The 15,109-nt window shown below is 41.2% G+C and carries 13 protein-coding genes; 3 read left to right on the forward strand and 10 right to left on the reverse strand.

The window, feature by feature from the left end; genetic code table 11:
- The first annotated feature begins 5 nt into the window (after window positions 1-5).
- The gene (locus AN214_RS01925; protein ID WP_054978179.1) at window positions 6-401 is read left to right on the forward strand and encodes a hypothetical protein; all 396 of its coding nucleotides are present in this window, start codon (window positions 6-8) and stop codon (window positions 399-401) included.
- Here AN214_RS01925 and AN214_RS01930 read toward each other — a convergent pair.
- Entirely contained in the window at window positions 378-1,841 is a 1,464-nt protein-coding gene (locus tag AN214_RS01930) for a PLP-dependent aminotransferase family protein (RefSeq protein WP_054978180.1), read from the reverse strand. The two genes, AN214_RS01925 and AN214_RS01930, sit on opposite strands and share 24 nt — an antisense overlap.
- A 105-nt stretch (window positions 1,842-1,946) precedes the next feature.
- Here AN214_RS01930 and AN214_RS01935 point away from each other — a divergent pair, with 105 nt between their 5' ends.
- Together AN214_RS01935 and AN214_RS01940 are read left to right on the forward strand one after the other, a co-directional pair.
- Complete coding sequence (locus AN214_RS01935; protein ID WP_054978181.1) at window positions 1,947-2,528, forward strand: GNAT family N-acetyltransferase; 582 nt, start codon at window positions 1,947-1,949, stop codon at window positions 2,526-2,528.
- Window position 2,529: 1 nt separating this feature from the next.
- Entirely contained in the window at window positions 2,530-3,126 is a 597-nt protein-coding gene (locus AN214_RS01940) for an FMN-binding negative transcriptional regulator (RefSeq protein WP_054978182.1), read from the forward strand.
- On the opposite strand, the gene AN214_RS01945 is transcribed toward AN214_RS01940, so the two are convergent.
- The 9 genes from AN214_RS01945 to AN214_RS01985 form a co-directional block, all read right to left on the reverse strand.
- Window positions 3,123-3,737, reverse strand: coding sequence for a paraquat-inducible protein A (locus AN214_RS01945; protein WP_054978183.1), 615 nt, complete (start codon window positions 3,735-3,737; stop codon window positions 3,123-3,125). The two genes, AN214_RS01940 and AN214_RS01945, sit on opposite strands and share 4 nt — an antisense overlap.
- Before the next feature lie 109 nt (window positions 3,738-3,846).
- Window positions 3,847-6,594 (reverse strand): metallophosphoesterase, encoded by a 2,748-nt coding sequence (locus AN214_RS01950; RefSeq protein WP_152960694.1) that lies wholly within the window; start codon window positions 6,592-6,594, stop codon window positions 3,847-3,849.
- Window positions 6,595-6,790: 196 nt separating this feature from the next.
- Complete coding sequence (gene acnB, locus AN214_RS01955) at window positions 6,791-9,388, reverse strand: bifunctional aconitate hydratase 2/2-methylisocitrate dehydratase (RefSeq protein ID WP_054978279.1); 2,598 nt, start codon at window positions 9,386-9,388, stop codon at window positions 6,791-6,793.
- A 198-nt stretch (window positions 9,389-9,586) separates the two neighbouring features.
- Window positions 9,587-10,381, reverse strand: a complete 795-nt coding sequence (locus AN214_RS01960) for an ABC transporter substrate-binding protein (protein ID WP_054978185.1) — start codon at window positions 10,379-10,381, stop codon at window positions 9,587-9,589.
- A 35-nt stretch (window positions 10,382-10,416) separates the two neighbouring features.
- On the reverse strand, window positions 10,417-10,809 hold the full coding sequence (locus AN214_RS01965; RefSeq protein WP_054978186.1) for a DUF3592 domain-containing protein: 393 nt from the start codon (window positions 10,807-10,809) through the stop codon (window positions 10,417-10,419).
- A gap of 13 nt (window positions 10,810-10,822) precedes the next feature.
- Complete coding sequence (locus AN214_RS01970) at window positions 10,823-11,764, reverse strand: ornithine cyclodeaminase family protein (protein WP_054978187.1); 942 nt, start codon at window positions 11,762-11,764, stop codon at window positions 10,823-10,825.
- Window positions 11,765-11,775: 11 nt separating this feature from the next.
- Window positions 11,776-12,867 carry a Xaa-Pro peptidase family protein gene (locus tag AN214_RS01975; protein ID WP_054978188.1) on the reverse strand — a complete coding sequence of 364 codons (1,092 nt, stop codon included), beginning with the start codon at window positions 12,865-12,867 and terminating at the stop codon, window positions 11,776-11,778.
- Window positions 12,864-13,910 (reverse strand): proline racemase family protein, encoded by a 1,047-nt coding sequence (locus AN214_RS01980; RefSeq protein ID WP_054978189.1) that lies wholly within the window; start codon window positions 13,908-13,910, stop codon window positions 12,864-12,866. Before AN214_RS01980 ends, AN214_RS01975 begins: the two co-directional genes overlap by 4 nt.
- Window positions 13,911-13,999: 89 nt before the next feature.
- On the reverse strand, window positions 14,000-15,109 hold the full coding sequence (locus tag AN214_RS01985) for a methanobactin export MATE transporter MbnM (protein WP_054978190.1): 1,110 nt from the start codon (window positions 15,107-15,109) through the stop codon (window positions 14,000-14,002).

Below are 15,109 nucleotides of genomic sequence, written 5' to 3' on the forward strand. Positions count from 1 at the left end.
GCTATATGTTTGAAAAATTTAAAATGCATGGCGATGTCAGCCTTAATTGGCAAGGAAAAACGCTAGAAATAAACACAACCGGGCCATGGAATGCTGAATTTTTTATGCATTTACATGAGCAATTAATTGATATGGTGCGTAATCAGCAAATTACTGATTTTGATGTATTACTTAACATTCATGGCGAGGCACTGCCAACGCCAGACGCACAAAATGCACACATTGAGTTTTTAAAAGCCTCCAGTGCCAAAGCTGTCGCAGTAAATCTTGAACATTGCGTAACAAGGTCGATGACGCAACAAGTGTGTGACTATGTTTACCCTACTGCGGGACTAACACATCAGTGTTTCAACAATAAAGCGCAAGCGCTCAATTGGCTAAGTACGCAAAGCGGGGAATAATAACGCCATTAATGCATTAACCGCCTCTAAACGGGTTTGCTCTTCCATACTGGCAAACCCTAAACGCAGATACTGATAACCTTGCTCATCACAATTGGTTACTTGTGCGTTAAAGTCTTGCTGACATTGAATGTATATTCCATGCGCCTGTGCCAACTCAGTAAAACCAGTTAAATCACGCTTGCAACCAAGCCAAATAGCCATTCCCCCATCGGGAACAGCAAAAGTGATCGGGTAACCTGCTTGTTTGTAATTTTCTAACAACAGCACAAGGTGATCTCTGCGCGCTAAATACAATTGTGTCATTTTACGAAGATGCCTTTCAAAGTCCCCTTCGCTCATCCAATTAGCCACCGCTTGCTGTAACACACATTCGGTTTTGTGGTTAATAATTTTTTTACTATTAGCCAAATACTCAATAACTTGAGGGTGAGCCGAAACATAGCCCAATCGCGCGCCTGCGAACATAATTTTTGAAAACGTTGAGATATAAATTACTCGCCCATCAGGGTCATTTGCCGCCATTGGTACTAACGGTGAACAGCGATAATGAAACTCATGATCATAATCATCTTCTAAAATTAAAAAATCATACTGCTGAGCTAATTGGTATATTTGGCTGCGACGCTGTGGCGATAATGTCACTGTTGTTGGGTACTGATGTAGTGGCGTTAAATACAAAAGCTTTATTTTGGTTTTTGCCAACACACGCTTTAAGCTTTCAGGTTTTATACCAAACTCATCCTGTTCAATGGTAATCAGGTTTGCACCATTTGAGCTGAGCGCAGCACATGCAGGCGGATAACTAAGTTGCTCAACCGCCACATTGTCACCGCTCTGTAACACCGCTTGCGCGACAATAAACAATGCTTCTTGCGATCCATTGGTTATTAAAATTTCGCCAGATGAAAGACCGCGCGCTCTTATTAAATATTTTTTTATTTGTTCACGTAATGTTTCATTCCCGAGCGTGCCCTGATAATGCAAACTGCCAAGATCTAACTGTTTTAACGCTGTATTTAAGTGGCTTTTAAATACCTTCATTGAAAATTGCGTTATATCTGGTAATCCACCAGCAAAATTAAAGCGTACGTTAAAATCAGCGTTAGAAAGACTCGCTTTTGGCGATTTAAATAAGTGAGCCAAGTTAAATTGCTGAGTTTCGCTCAATTCATTTGGTACACAACCCTCTACCGGTAAGACCGAAACCACTTGATAACCAATACGTGGTAAACTTTCTAAATACCCCTGCGCCACTAACTCATCGCAAGCCGCCATAATAGTATGACGATTCACATTGAGCTGATTTGCTAAATCCCTGCTTGCCGGCAATCGGTCTTGTGGTTTTAACTGACCCGATAAAATGGCCTCTCGAATGCTCGCAGCAATGGCGAGGTATTTCTTTTCATGTAAATTAACTGAAATAGTCAGTAAGCGCATTTAATTTCTGGTCTATATAAATAACAAAAATTGGTTGTTAACGTTATACCAGATTTCTTTTTTAATACACCTCATTAAGCATTATAAATTTGGAATGAGGTCACCATGCAACAATTAACACAAACACACTTTGAAACTAACAAAGTCATTTTACAAAAGCTGCAACACCACCATTTAGATGATTTATTACAAGCAGGGAAAAACCCGAAAATTTGGCAATATGTGCTTAGCAATTACTGCAAAGATAAAGATACGCTTGAGCATTGGTTTAATAAAACAGCGCAATACCAAGCTGATAAGCAATTGCCGTTAGTGATTATTGATAAAAAAAGTAATCAACTGGTGGGCAGCACACGCTTATTTGCTCTTGATTTTAATCACGATAAACTTGAAATTGGCCATACGTTTATTACCCCTGAATTTCAACGTTGCCATATCAATACACATGCAAAATATCTACTGTTAAGTTACGCATTTGAACAACTTGGTGCTGCCCGAGTAGAACTTCGCACCCATGAAAATAACCAAAAATCACGAAATGCCATTGCCCGATTAGGCGCACAATTTGAAGGCATTGCATGGCAAGATAGAAAGCTAATTGACGGTAGCTATCGTAATAGCGCAGTATTTAGCATCACTCATATAATCTGGCCAAATGTAAAACAACAGTTAGAGGCAAAGTTATAACATGTATCCACCACGCCAATATATTGAAAATGACTTCGCTCGACTGTTAACGCACATTGAGAAGTCTCCGCTAGCAAGTTTGATTTATCAAAATGCGCAAGGCGACATTGAGCTTTGCCACATTCCATTAGTGCTTGATGAAAAAAAGCAGCACTTATTGGGGCACATGGCAGCAAACAACCCGCTTGCCAAGCTACTTGCCAAGCAGCCTTTAAACGTAAAATGCCTATTTAATGGTGCAGACTGTTATGTTTCTCCCAATGATGCCGAAAAAGTCTATTTACCTACATGGCATTACGCCAAACTAGAGGTAAAAGGCACAGCACAACCGATTACAAAGCCATCACAAAAGCGCGAGATAATGGCTTACTCCGTTGCGAAATTTGAAGATAAACTGGCAACGCAGTGGCAACTTTCTCAAGTAGATGAGAATGAAATATCGCAATCATTAAAGTACATAATGGTGTTTAAAATAGAGATTGCAGAAGTCGTTGGTAACTTCAAACTAAGTCAAGATAAGACAAGTGAAACGCGAAAAGAGATAAAACAGAGTCTTTATGCTCGTGGCGATAAAGACTCTGCCGAATTGATTTATTAGCGGGCTTTATGAATGCGCTCTACAAACTGAGAAGAGGCAATTGCCACAATACAATACGCAGTAAAAAACCAAAAGCCGATGCCTAGCTCGGCTTTCATTTTTAACATATCGCCCATTTGCCCATCGGCATTGCCAGCCAAATAAGAAACGATAAGTGCAATCACAAATACGTCAGTCATACTCCACTTACTAAGCTTAGAAGCAGCGGTATTAAGCAAACGAGTGAGCTTAATTTTAGCGGGCAATAATACACTGAGTAGCTGCATCAACAGTTTTAAAAATGGAATGATCACCGCAAATAACCCAACTAACACTGCCACCACATGGTTTTTGTTATTGGTAAGTTCTTTAATGGTGCCAACAATACTGCGGGTTTTGCGATAGGCTTCAACTTCACCTTCTAACTTATCAAGGCCAAGCATACCCGAAAACATACGAAGCATGCTGCGTGTATTGCCATCGCCTTCTTCGGCAAGCATGGTAATACCCACATCTACAATTTTGGCTTTATCAATATTCCCTTGCAGTGTTAACACGGGCTGAGTTACCCCAGGGATCAGCAAGGCAATGCTCACGAGTAATAAAATAACAGCGCTAATTTTTGTTTTCATAATGCTTCTTAAAAATTAATTTTCCCGACTTTAACGCAACACACATTGTGCGGCTAATTTGATTTGTTAAAAAGCGTTATAAATCGAAGCAACTTATAACGCAACTAACTCATTTAAAGAACTTATTGCGCTGTTCAAGCCATGGATTATACGGTCGCCCTGGTGCACTTTGCTGATGACGCAAAATTGTTTCACTGGTTGTGGCTTTTTCTTGCGAAAACGTCATTTTGGCTGATGGTCCACCCATCATTTTAATTTCCGTTTCACTTAAGCTTCGGCCAGCAAATAGCGCAGCATTTAAATACCCTGGTTGGGCTGCCCAAGTTCCATCGGTTAGTAATAAGAACTGCTCGCTTAATGCAAAACGCTCAGTAATATTTCGACCTGTTTTCTCACAGGCTAATTCACCATTAATGTAAACTTTAAAGGTGCCATCAAATGGGGCACTATAAAATACCAGTGCAATTCTGTACCAAGTGTCTGGAAACATTTCACCACAAAAGCCATCAAATCCAACGCCGCCAGTTGTACGTTCTCCTTCTATTGATTCAAAGCGAATTTCAGCCTTTTTTTCGTCTTCGATTTCACTTTCGTAATTTAGAGATGTTTGTAATAACGGACGGTATTTCGCCACACTTTCACTTGGCCACAATATATCCATTACCAATGAATAATCAGACACCAGTCCTTGATCGACACAATCACCGTTGGCATCTACGTTATGGCGCACTTTTAAGCCTTCGTTTATTTTAAAGCGTGGGAACTTCATAACGGTTGCATCAAAACCTGCGAGACTCGGGATTGATTCTTCAAGTTGCGAAATTTTTTCAAAAATCACATCATCGCTATAACTTTTACGATCAGGGTTAAACAACTTCATGGTCGATGGACCATAGTCCGCTAAAAATGGATCTTCGCTATTATCAAACTGCCAAAGAGTTATAAATTCATCTTCTTTACAGGCATTTAATTGTGTACCTGTGTCTAAGTGCAAGCATTGGCCAGTGCGATAACGACCATACTCTTCAATTACGCGCCAGCTATCATTTAGTGCAGTGGCGTTTTTAAAACTAATGTCGTTAAAAAATAACGTTGGGTTTAGTGCGGCACCTTTATAAAGCGCAACTGTGTAGGTGCTATCTGGATTAAATTGCTGCTCACCAAAGTATTGCCACTGGGGCTGCTGCCCCACCATAGACTCTAAATCCGCACCTGACACTTCAACCGAGTAAACCGCATTAAAACCCAATGTATTCGATGGCTGACGCTCTACCGGAAACGCATCATGCAATTCTTGCTGGGTTACACCACCAGCTTGCCAAGGATACAAGCTAAACGGATCTGCCAAGTCATAAGCCCCCAACAAAACAGCGTCTACCTTGTGAGTAAACATCAACGCATCGGCTAGCACTTTTTCAATATCATTGCGGTCGGGGTAATTTTCAGAAATTGCTACTTTATAGTTTGGATCTTCTAAATAAGTTTTAACGATTTCTGCTATTTTATTATCAAGCGGTTCATGAAATGTATTGATATCTAAAGTATCAATTTGAATTTCATTATTTTCAAAGCGCACTGGACGCGACGTTTTATCAAATAAATTAAATTCGATATCAATCACGGTTGCGCCCATGCCGTAAATATCGGGTTCAATCACAATCGATTGATTGTCGTTATACCTATGGATTTGCGGCTTATCATGGCTATGACCACCAAGAATTAAATTAATCTCAGGTACGTTTTGCGCAATGCGATCATCCACCCAACCTAAATGGCTCACCATTACAAGATAATCAACTTGCTCACCATAAAAGCGCACTAAACCTTCTGCGACTTCGGTAAACTCATAATCCATTACAAAATTATCAATAAAATCAGGTAATGGGCGTTCTTTGTATTCTTTATCAAGCTCATTCCATGGACCTGAGGTCATACCCAAGAAACCAACTTTGACACAACCTACATCAATAATGCCAAATTTATGTGTAGCAAAGCCTTGTGCTTTTTCACCAACATATTGCGTATTTGAAGCAAGTACCAGTGCAGTTTCATCTTGTGCGTAAGCTAGTAGTTCGTCTTCACCCCAAGCATAATCGTGGTTTCCCACCACACGCACATCAAACTCCATAGCTTGTGTTGCCAGTGATGAGGCCCGACCCATAGATACTTGCTCAGCCACATTGCCTTTTTCATAATCATCGCCCCCGTTGGTAAAAACAGTGTAAGGATTTTCTTCAAGTGAAGTTAAATGCAATGATTTCAAACGGCTGTATAAGCGCTCTTTATAGCCGAAGCGAGAATGCAAATCAGCAACATGCACAAAACGAATCGTTTGTTGTACAGCAGCCATATCACATGCTGGGCCAATGGATTTAAAGGTAGAAACATTCGGTAATTTACGAATGCCATATATACCTAAGTGATAAATTTCAGCGCTAATAAAATTACCTTCTATGCGCGAATTAAAATTAGGTACCCATGTATTGTTAACAAGCCTTGCCAGTACATATTGCTGGTCCGCTTGATAATCACTTGGTAATGGAATCGTCAGATCGGCTTTATCAAATAATGCGGTTTCGATTGGTGTTATCGAATACACTTTTGAAAGCGAATTTTGTGCATCGGGAAAGGCTTGCGATTGCCCTACATCAACTGACAGTGTCAAGCCATCGGCAACTGCGCCAACTTCTAGATCTAAAGTGCCTGTGCCATCAAAGCGTATAACTCCCCCTTCACTGCCTACGGGTACCGGTGTTTGCGCCGCATCTTCACTAACTGATTTGCTGGTTTCGCCTTCACCTACACAACCCAACAACAGCAATGAGCTGAACACATATAGCAATACTCTGAAATACACTTCCTTGCCTCGCGTTTAAATTCGCATTTATAAAAATTAACAAATGGTTAATTTAACAACAATTATTGAAAATATTACATCATAGCTAATAATAAATTCCCAGATTTAAAGAATTAAATTATCTTAAAATGCAAAAAGCCGATGCTAAATAACATCGGCTTTTATAACCATCACACTCAATTACACAGCTGAATCGTTACACTGCTTGCTGAATAATCACTTGCTCAGCTTTTTTAGTATAGTGTGGCATTCTATGAAAATTTAAGTAACGGTATGTATCAGCAGCTGTTGCATTTATCATTGTCGCGTACTCTTGATACTCAGCTGCCGTAGGTAATTTACCTATAATTGCAGCTACTGCAGCAAGTTCGGCAGATGCTAAAAACACATTTGCTCCCGTACCTAGGCGGTTAGGAAAGTTACGTGTAGAAGTAGATACCACTGTAGATTGATCGGCAACTCGCGCTTGGTTACCCATACATAACGAGCACCCTGGGGTTTCAATACGGGCACCTACACGACCATAAATGCCATAGTAGCCTTCGTCGGTAAGCTGATCACGGTCCATTTTGGTTGGTGGTGCAATCCACATTCGTGTTGGTAATTGGCCTTTAAAATTATCAAGTAACTTACCTGCAGCACGGAAATGGCCGATGTTTGTCATACAAGAGCCAATAAACACTTCGTTAATTTCTTCGCCTTGCACCTCTGATAACAAGCGAGCATCATCTGGATCGTTTGGCGCACATAAAATAGGCTCTTCGATTTCTGCTAAATCAATCTCAATGATATGGGCGTACTCTGCATCCACATCCGCCGACATAAGCTCTGGATTATCTAACCATTCTTGCATTTTGGTAATTCGGCGCTCAATAGTGCGTACATCACCATAGCCTTCTGTGATCATCCACTTAAGCATAACAATATTCGAGTTTAAATATTCTTCGATTGATTGCTGTGAAAGCTTCACGGTACAGCCCGCCGCAGATCGCTCTGCTGATGCATCAGACAGTTCAAATGCCTGCTCAACGGTTAAATACTCCAGCCCTTCAATTTCCAAAATTCGCCCTGAAAACTCATTAACTTTGCCTTTTTTCTCTACCGTTAATAAGCCTTGCTGAATTGCATAGTAAGGAATGGCATGTACAAGGTCGCGTAACGTAATGCCCGCTTGCATTTCACCTTTGAACCTTACTAGTACTGACTCCGGCATATCGAGCGGCATTACTCCCGTTGCAGCGGCAAAAGCAACCGCACCAGAGCCTGCAGGGAAAGAAATACCCAGAGGAAAACGTGTATGTGAATCACCACCCGTTCCCACGGTATCAGGCAACAGCATTCTGTTTAGCCACGAATGAATAATACCGTCACCGGGGCGAAGCGATACCCCTCCTCGATTCATAATGAAGTCGGGTAATGTATGATGCGTATTTACATCAATTGGTTTTGGGTAAGCAGAGGTATGACAAAACGACTGCATGGTTAAATCTGCGGAAAAACCTAAACATGCTAAGTCTTTTAGTTCATCACGTGTCATTGGGCCTGTGGTGTCTTGTGAACCAACAGTTGTCATTTTCGGTTCACAATATTGACCAGGACGCACACCTTTAACGCCACACGCATTGCCCACCATTTTTTGCGCTAGCGTGTAGCCTTTGCCAGTATCGGCTGCAGTTGCCGGTTTACGGAATATTGTTTCTTGATCAAGACCAAGTGACGTACGCGCTTTATCTGTTAAACCACGACCGATGATAAGTGGAATACGACCGCCCGCTTGTACTTCATCAAGAATTACTTCTGATTTAAGTTCAAACGTAGAAATTACTTCGTCAGTACCAAAACGTTTAACAACGCCTTCATATGGGTAAATATCAATTTGGTCACCCATATTTAATTCATCAACGGGCAGCTCAATTGGTAACGCGCCTGAATCTTCCATGGTATTAAAGAAAATAGGGGCAATTTTCCCCCCTAAACATACTCCTCCAACCCGTTTGTTAGGCACGAATGGAATGTCATCGCCCATAAACCAAAGCACTGAGTTAGTCGCTGATTTACGAGAAGACCCCGTACCTACCACATCACCTACATACGCAAGTGGCAAACCTTTTGCTTTTAACTCTTCAAGTTGAGAGATAGGGCCAATTTCACCCGGCTTTTCTGGCTTGATACCCTCACGCTCGTTTTTAAGCATTGCTAACGCGTGTAGTGGGATATCTGGACGTGACCAAGCATCTGGCGCAGGAGATAAATCATCAGTATTGGTTTCGCCTGTTACTTTGAACACAGTAACAGAAATTTTCTCGGCAACAGCGGGCCTGTCGGTGAACCACTCAGCATTTGCCCATGACTCAATCACTTGTTGCGCATATTTGTTACCCGCTTTTGCCTTTTCCTCTACATCGTAAAACGCATCAAACATTAGTAATGTTTTGCATAACCCTTTTGCCACAATAGGCGCTAACGATTCATCGTCTAGTAATTCAATCATCGGGGCGATGTTGTAGCCACCTAACATGGTACCCAGTAGTTCAGCGGCATATTCTTTTGTTATCAGTGGCGATGATGCTTCACCTTTCGCGACCGCAGCTAAGAACCCTGCTTTTACGTATGCCGCATCATCAACACCTGGCGGTACGCGATTAACGAGTAGATCTAAAACAAATTCATCTTCACCTGCCGGCGGGTTTTTAATTAATTCGATAAGTTCAGCGGTTTGCTGTGCATCTAACGGTTTTGGCACTATACCTTGAGCTGCACGCTGCTCGACATGTAAACGATATTCTTGAAGCACAATAATACCTCCTTGGTGACGTGAAATACCTAACATGGCTTGAGTATTTGAACGACTTCAAGCACTTTAATAAACTGTAGCACTTTAATTAAAAGCGTCAGGTATTGGTTAGTTATTCACCTTTAGTATAAGGGTTTTATATTACGATCCAAGGCCAGCATGTTTATGCTTATCATAAGTAGCATGAATAGAAAGGAGTTAAAAATTAACTTTTATGAATGATGAACGCCATTGTTGTTCAATTACATTATATTCTTCAGAAGCATGTAAGCTCGCTAAGCTTTGCTGTAAACGCTCAACTAGCTGTTTATCAGACCCCTTACTAAGAGCAACATACAACTGAGGAGTACGCCCCAAATCAACAGCAGGCACAAAATCGTTTAAATCAAACGCCATTTGCTTGCTAAGTGCGATTAAATTGTTTTTCTGCAATACAATCGCATCTACGCGCTGCTCTTTTAGTGCGTTAATTGCTTCAGGCCAATGCCTTACCTTCATTATGTTTTTTTCAGGCCACTGATAGCGTGCAACAATTTCATCCATAATGTAATCATCTCTTGCGACGACTAAGGTTAGATTTTGCATTGACTGAGTCGTAACGTTTGCTTGTTCACGTGCTTTTAATTGCCATAAAAACAATGAGCTTTTGCTTTGTAGCATTGAGCTATTTGGAAAAACCGGTCCAATCCACTCAAAACTACTTTCACGTTTTTGCGTTCGGCGCATTGAGTAAATTAATACGTTTTTTTCTGTGGTAGCAATATGATAAGCACGGGACCAAGGCAATACTAAATGCTCAGTGGAGATTTGCTCTCGGCGCAGTAACGCCCTAACAATATCTACCGCTACGCCATCGAGTTTTTCCCCTGATTTAACTTGATAAGGTGGAAAATGCTCTGTAACAACCATTTCAAGTTCAACAGCACTTACGCGGGTAGCCACAAATACAACAATCAGTAATAAAAAGCTAATCCCAATCCAACGTCGCCACATCGCTTATTCAATAAAAAGAAGACAATACCGTTAGTCTAGGTGAGTGCTAGCGTAAATAAAAGTGTGCCGATTAAAGGAAATAAATAAGCAATGATGCGATTAGGCATACGGTATAAAAATGCTTTTTCTGGGTTAGTTGGGTCAACAAACAAATACACTGTTTGATTCTCATTAAGCGCATTTAGACAACTTTTGTCATACGCCAAAATAACACTGTATTTTTCTTGTTCAAAACAGTATTGCAGCATCATTTGTTTATCTTTAAAGCTATAAAATGGCACTAAATCTTGTAAGCCAACTAATGTGGCTTTCTCTATCGCGCAAGCACGCCAAGAGCGTTTCCGTTGACGGCATAAAAAATAATAACCCCATGGCTCTAAGCCCCACAGTAATATCAACCCACCAACTAAAAACAACTCTAACTTCATGTCCATTCTCAGCTTAGTTAGATAACTTATAAACGAGGTTAGCAGCCACAAGATCGCTAAGTGCCGTACCTACCGATTTAAATAATGTGATGTTGTTTTCTTGCTGTCTGCCTGAAACTCGTTTAGCACATAAGTCGGCTAATTCACCTTTTATCTGCTGTTGGCTAAACGCTCCTTCAGACATCGGAATTAACAACTCCCCCGCTTCATTTAACACGTTTGTTAGACCATCCACGTAAACCTGACTTTTTGTTACTGTTTGTGTATCACACTCTCGGCAATGTTTGTGATGGTTACCGATTAGGTCTATATGCGTACCAGCACTCAGCCAACTACCATCAAATAACGGCTCAGGTGAGCCTGTTGCACAACTAATTGTGCAGGCACTTGCAATCGTCTCTTTATCAGATTGCCCAACAACAAATGCAACTTGACTAAATTCGCTTTGTAACTGGCTTATCAAGCTGTCTACCTTGTCGCGATTACGGCCAATAATGGTCACTTTACAGTAATTGCGAACTGACAAATGCGCTTTAATCATATAACTGGCAAGGTTACCGCTACCAAAAAACACTAAATGCTCTGCATCTTCACGTGCTAGATAGCGTGCCGCCAGTGCGGAAACTGCAGCGGTGCGCCAAAGCGTCACACTTGTGCCATCCACCAGCGCAAGCGGCACACCATGCGCTCGGTCAAATAACATAATTTTAGAATATAAGGATTCAAAGCCCGCCTCGCCATTTTGCGGAAAATAAGTAAAGGATTTCACCCCAATCACTTCTTCATCCCACGCTGGTAAAACAGCAAATGCATTATGTGAAGGGTCGCCTGGTTGCAGTTCAAACACTTGTCGCTGTGGCATTAAAAAGTTGCCGGCAAAACTCGTGTTAAGTGCATTAATTAAGGCATCAAACGAAAGGCTAGATAATACCTGTTCTTTTTCAATTATTTTCATGGCGTATCCACTTAACCTCTTTCAGGTAAAATCATTGGCTTAGGCGCATGAGTCAGTAACTTAAAGCCATTTTCAATAACCAAAATATCATCCTCTAAACGCACACCACCAAAGTTTGGAATATAAATTCCCGGTTCAATCGTAATGACATTACCGGCTTCAAGATGGTAATCACAGTTAGGTTTTATAATTGGAAATTCATGTAAAAATAATCCTACGCCATGGCCTAACCCTTCACCTGCATACTCAGCAAAGCCCGCATTTTCAATAACGCGATGACTTGCTTTCAAAGCATTGGTTGCAGCAGCACCTGCAACCACTTCAGCCATAGCTGCAGCCTGTGCATCTGCGACAGTTTGATAAACCAATTGTTGTTTTTCACTGGCTTCGCCATAAATATAACTACGCGTCATATCAGAGCGATAACCATTAATTACGGCGCCAAAATCTAAGGTAATAAAATCACCTACAGCGAGTTTGCGATCACCCGGCATACCATGTGGTAAAGAGGTGCGCTCGCCAAATAACAAAATCGTGTCAAAGCTCATGCCATTTGAACCGAGCTTTTGCATGCGATATTCAAGCTCAAGTGCAATATCGCGCTCACTGGCTCCGGTTTTAAAGTAAGGCAATGTTTCGTTAAGTGCTTGGTCGGCAATCGCTGCTGCGAGCTCAATTTGCTTCACTTCCCAATCATCTTTTACTGAGCGCATACGTTCAACAACGCCTTGAATTGGTGTTAATTGTGCTGCTGACAACTCTGCATTTATTGCTTGCCAAGCCCCAACATTAATGTGATCAGCTTCAAAACCGAGCTTAGCACCTTGGTCGATAAGGCGATTAAAGCAATGGCCTAACGTTTCGTTATCACGGTCGCGACAAATTACTTCAAAGCCTTGGCTTTCATTTGTGGCTTGCTCTGCGTAACGGTAATCAGTGACTAAATAACCACTATTTTGATTAATCACTAAATACGCGGCATGACCGCTAAAACCAGATAAATAGCGAATATTCTCGTAGCCAAAAATCAATGCGCTATCGAGTTGTGAACTGGTTAATAAACTGCGAAACGTCGCTTGGCGCGATAAAAATGGGCTACTCATCGGAAAATAAATCCTGTGTTTAATGCATCGTTCTGATCAAAATAAAAAGTGTTTTTACCCACCACATTGGCGTTCCCACTCACCTCTGGGATCACCGCCATGTAATCACCATATTCTAGTGTATCAACCACTTTAACGATGAACTGTGAACCTAAAATACTTTCAATCACAATCTCTTGCTGTGCTTCAATTTCGTTTTTAGCAAAGTGAATTGCTGCTCGCCCCGCTACACCCGAACCTGTTGGGCTACGATCTAACTCACCTTCAGCAAAAATACACACATTGCGACTATGCGAATCAGGGTTTTCCATTTGGGTAAGCGAAACAAAAATAGTGCCGTACAAAAAGCTTAAATCAGCTTCAAAAGGATGGTTAATTTCGGTGTTGGCACTCACCGCCTGTTTAATACGCTTACCCCAATCAATAATTTGATTACTGTTATCTTGTTTTAGTGACAAACCGATTGCATCCGCATCCACATAGGCATAAAACGCACCGCCGTAGGCTAAGTCAAAAGTCACAGTTCCTATGCCTTCGACTTCTATTTGCTGTGCTTTTATCGCTAAGAATGAAGGCACGTTTAAAAAGCGAATATCGCTTACTTCACCATTATTAACCGTTACCGATGAGCGAATTTGACCACAAGGCACATCAAAATTAATCTGATTAACGCCCTCTTGTTTACTGGCAACACCCGACTCGATTGCCGCTTTAGATAGCGCGATAATCGCATGACCGCACATAGTGCTGTAACCTTCGTTATGTAAAAACAACACTCCCAAGTCACTGGTATCACGCTCAGGTTCAACGATCAATGCGCCATACATATCTGCGTGACCGCGAGGTTCAAACATCAAGCCTTTTCGTAAATCATCATGATTAGCTAAACAATCCTGACGTTTTGCTAAAATGGTGTCGCCTTTTAAAGTAGGAAACCCCGATGTAATAATGCGTAACGGTTCACCACCTGTGTGCATTTCAAGAGTGGTAATTTGTTGCATTGCTTTGCTTGGTTGCCAATTAGCAAACGCATTTGTGTTCATATTTAGCTTTCTATATCGAAATCAATATTTGCATACAATATACCTTTGAAAATATTAAAATCAATATTAAGCCCAGCTGAAGTACTTGATTATTGTTTAAATGGATTACTAAATGCTTTGTTTTTTATGAATTTTTCATCAGTTAAAGTGTGTAAAAATGCCACTAAGTCTTGCTTTTCTTGTTCAGTTAACTGAAAACCTTTAATAAATGCACTTTTATATGGATTTTCACGGCCATCACCACGATGCTTGCCAGTTGTTATATTGCGGCCAGCATCGGCATAGAAATCAATTACTTGCTCTAACGTTTGTAAACTACCATCGTGCATATAAGGCGCAGTTAAGGCGATATTACGTAATGTTGGCGCCCTAAACTTACCCATATCTTGTGGCGTTTCTGTGATAGAAAATAATCCTTGATCACTTAGCGGAAAAGCCCCTTTTCCATCAATATTATAAAGCCCTGTATTATGAAACGGATGACGGTCTAATTGCTGTTTTTGGTGTGTGGTTGATTGCGTAAAGTTAAAACCACCGTGGCAGTGATGGCACTCTAAACGCTCTGAAAAAAACAAATCCATACCGCGTATTTCGCTTGCTGTTAGGGCATCATCCTTCATCGCGTAGGCATATTGATCAAAACGGCTTTGAAATGAAATCAAACTACGCGTAAAACTGGCAAGCGATTTAACAATGTGATCGAAACTCGCATCTTGTGTGCCAAAAGCGCGCTCAAATAATGCGTTGTACTCTGGCGTATTAAAGCGTGCTAACACCTCTTCTTCGTGCCCTGTCACCCCCATTTCAAGCGGTGTTTCACCAAATAACGGGAGTAAAATTTGCTGTTCTAATTCTGTCATTTCAGAGTGAGCCCAAGTCAATGTTTTATTGTAAGCAACATTCACTAAGGCCTGCGCATTGCGATGATGTAGCTCACCTGTCGAACCAATCGAGGTTGGGATCATTTCGGAAAATGCTCGATCTTGCTGATGGCATGACGCGCAACTTTGCAAACCATTGGCTGATAAGTTTTTGTCATAAAATAAGTGACGACCAAGTTCTACTTTGGCATCACTCATGGGATTAGTTGAAGGCACTTGCGGTTCGGGGAAACCCTCAGGTAATTGCCATTTATATGGCTTACTTGGCTCGCTACAACCCACAAGTAATAGTGCCAACAACAGTAAAGAACGACGCAT

It is taken from the genome of Pseudoalteromonas sp. P1-9 (genome assembly GCF_001399975.1).
Lineage (GTDB): Bacteria > Pseudomonadota > Gammaproteobacteria > Enterobacterales > Alteromonadaceae > Pseudoalteromonas.

Excerpts from the sequence above, each read along its gene's own strand:
- AN214_RS01925 (WP_054978179.1), top strand. The coding sequence starts at position 6 with ATGTTTGAAAAATTTAAAATGCATGGCGATGTCAGCCTTAATTGGCAA.
- AN214_RS01930 (WP_054978180.1), bottom strand. The coding sequence starts at position 1,841 with ATGCGCTTACTGACTATTTCAGTTAATTTACATGAAAAGAAATACCTC.
- AN214_RS01935 (WP_054978181.1), top strand. The coding sequence starts at position 1,947 with ATGCAACAATTAACACAAACACACTTTGAAACTAACAAAGTCATTTTA.
- AN214_RS01940 (WP_054978182.1), top strand. The coding sequence starts at position 2,530 with ATGTATCCACCACGCCAATATATTGAAAATGACTTCGCTCGACTGTTA.
- AN214_RS01945 (WP_054978183.1), bottom strand. The coding sequence starts at position 3,737 with ATGAAAACAAAAATTAGCGCTGTTATTTTATTACTCGTGAGCATTGCC.
- AN214_RS01960 (WP_054978185.1), bottom strand. The coding sequence starts at position 10,381 with ATGTGGCGACGTTGGATTGGGATTAGCTTTTTATTACTGATTGTTGTA.
- AN214_RS01965 (WP_054978186.1), bottom strand. The coding sequence starts at position 10,809 with ATGAAGTTAGAGTTGTTTTTAGTTGGTGGGTTGATATTACTGTGGGGC.
- AN214_RS01970 (WP_054978187.1), bottom strand. The coding sequence starts at position 11,764 with ATGAAAATAATTGAAAAAGAACAGGTATTATCTAGCCTTTCGTTTGAT.
- AN214_RS01975 (WP_054978188.1), bottom strand. The coding sequence starts at position 12,867 with ATGAGTAGCCCATTTTTATCGCGCCAAGCGACGTTTCGCAGTTTATTA.
- AN214_RS01980 (WP_054978189.1), bottom strand. The coding sequence starts at position 13,910 with ATGAACACAAATGCGTTTGCTAATTGGCAACCAAGCAAAGCAATGCAA.
- AN214_RS01985 (WP_054978190.1), bottom strand. The coding sequence starts at position 15,109 with ATGCGTCGTTCTTTACTGTTGTTGGCACTATTACTTGTGGGTTGTAGC.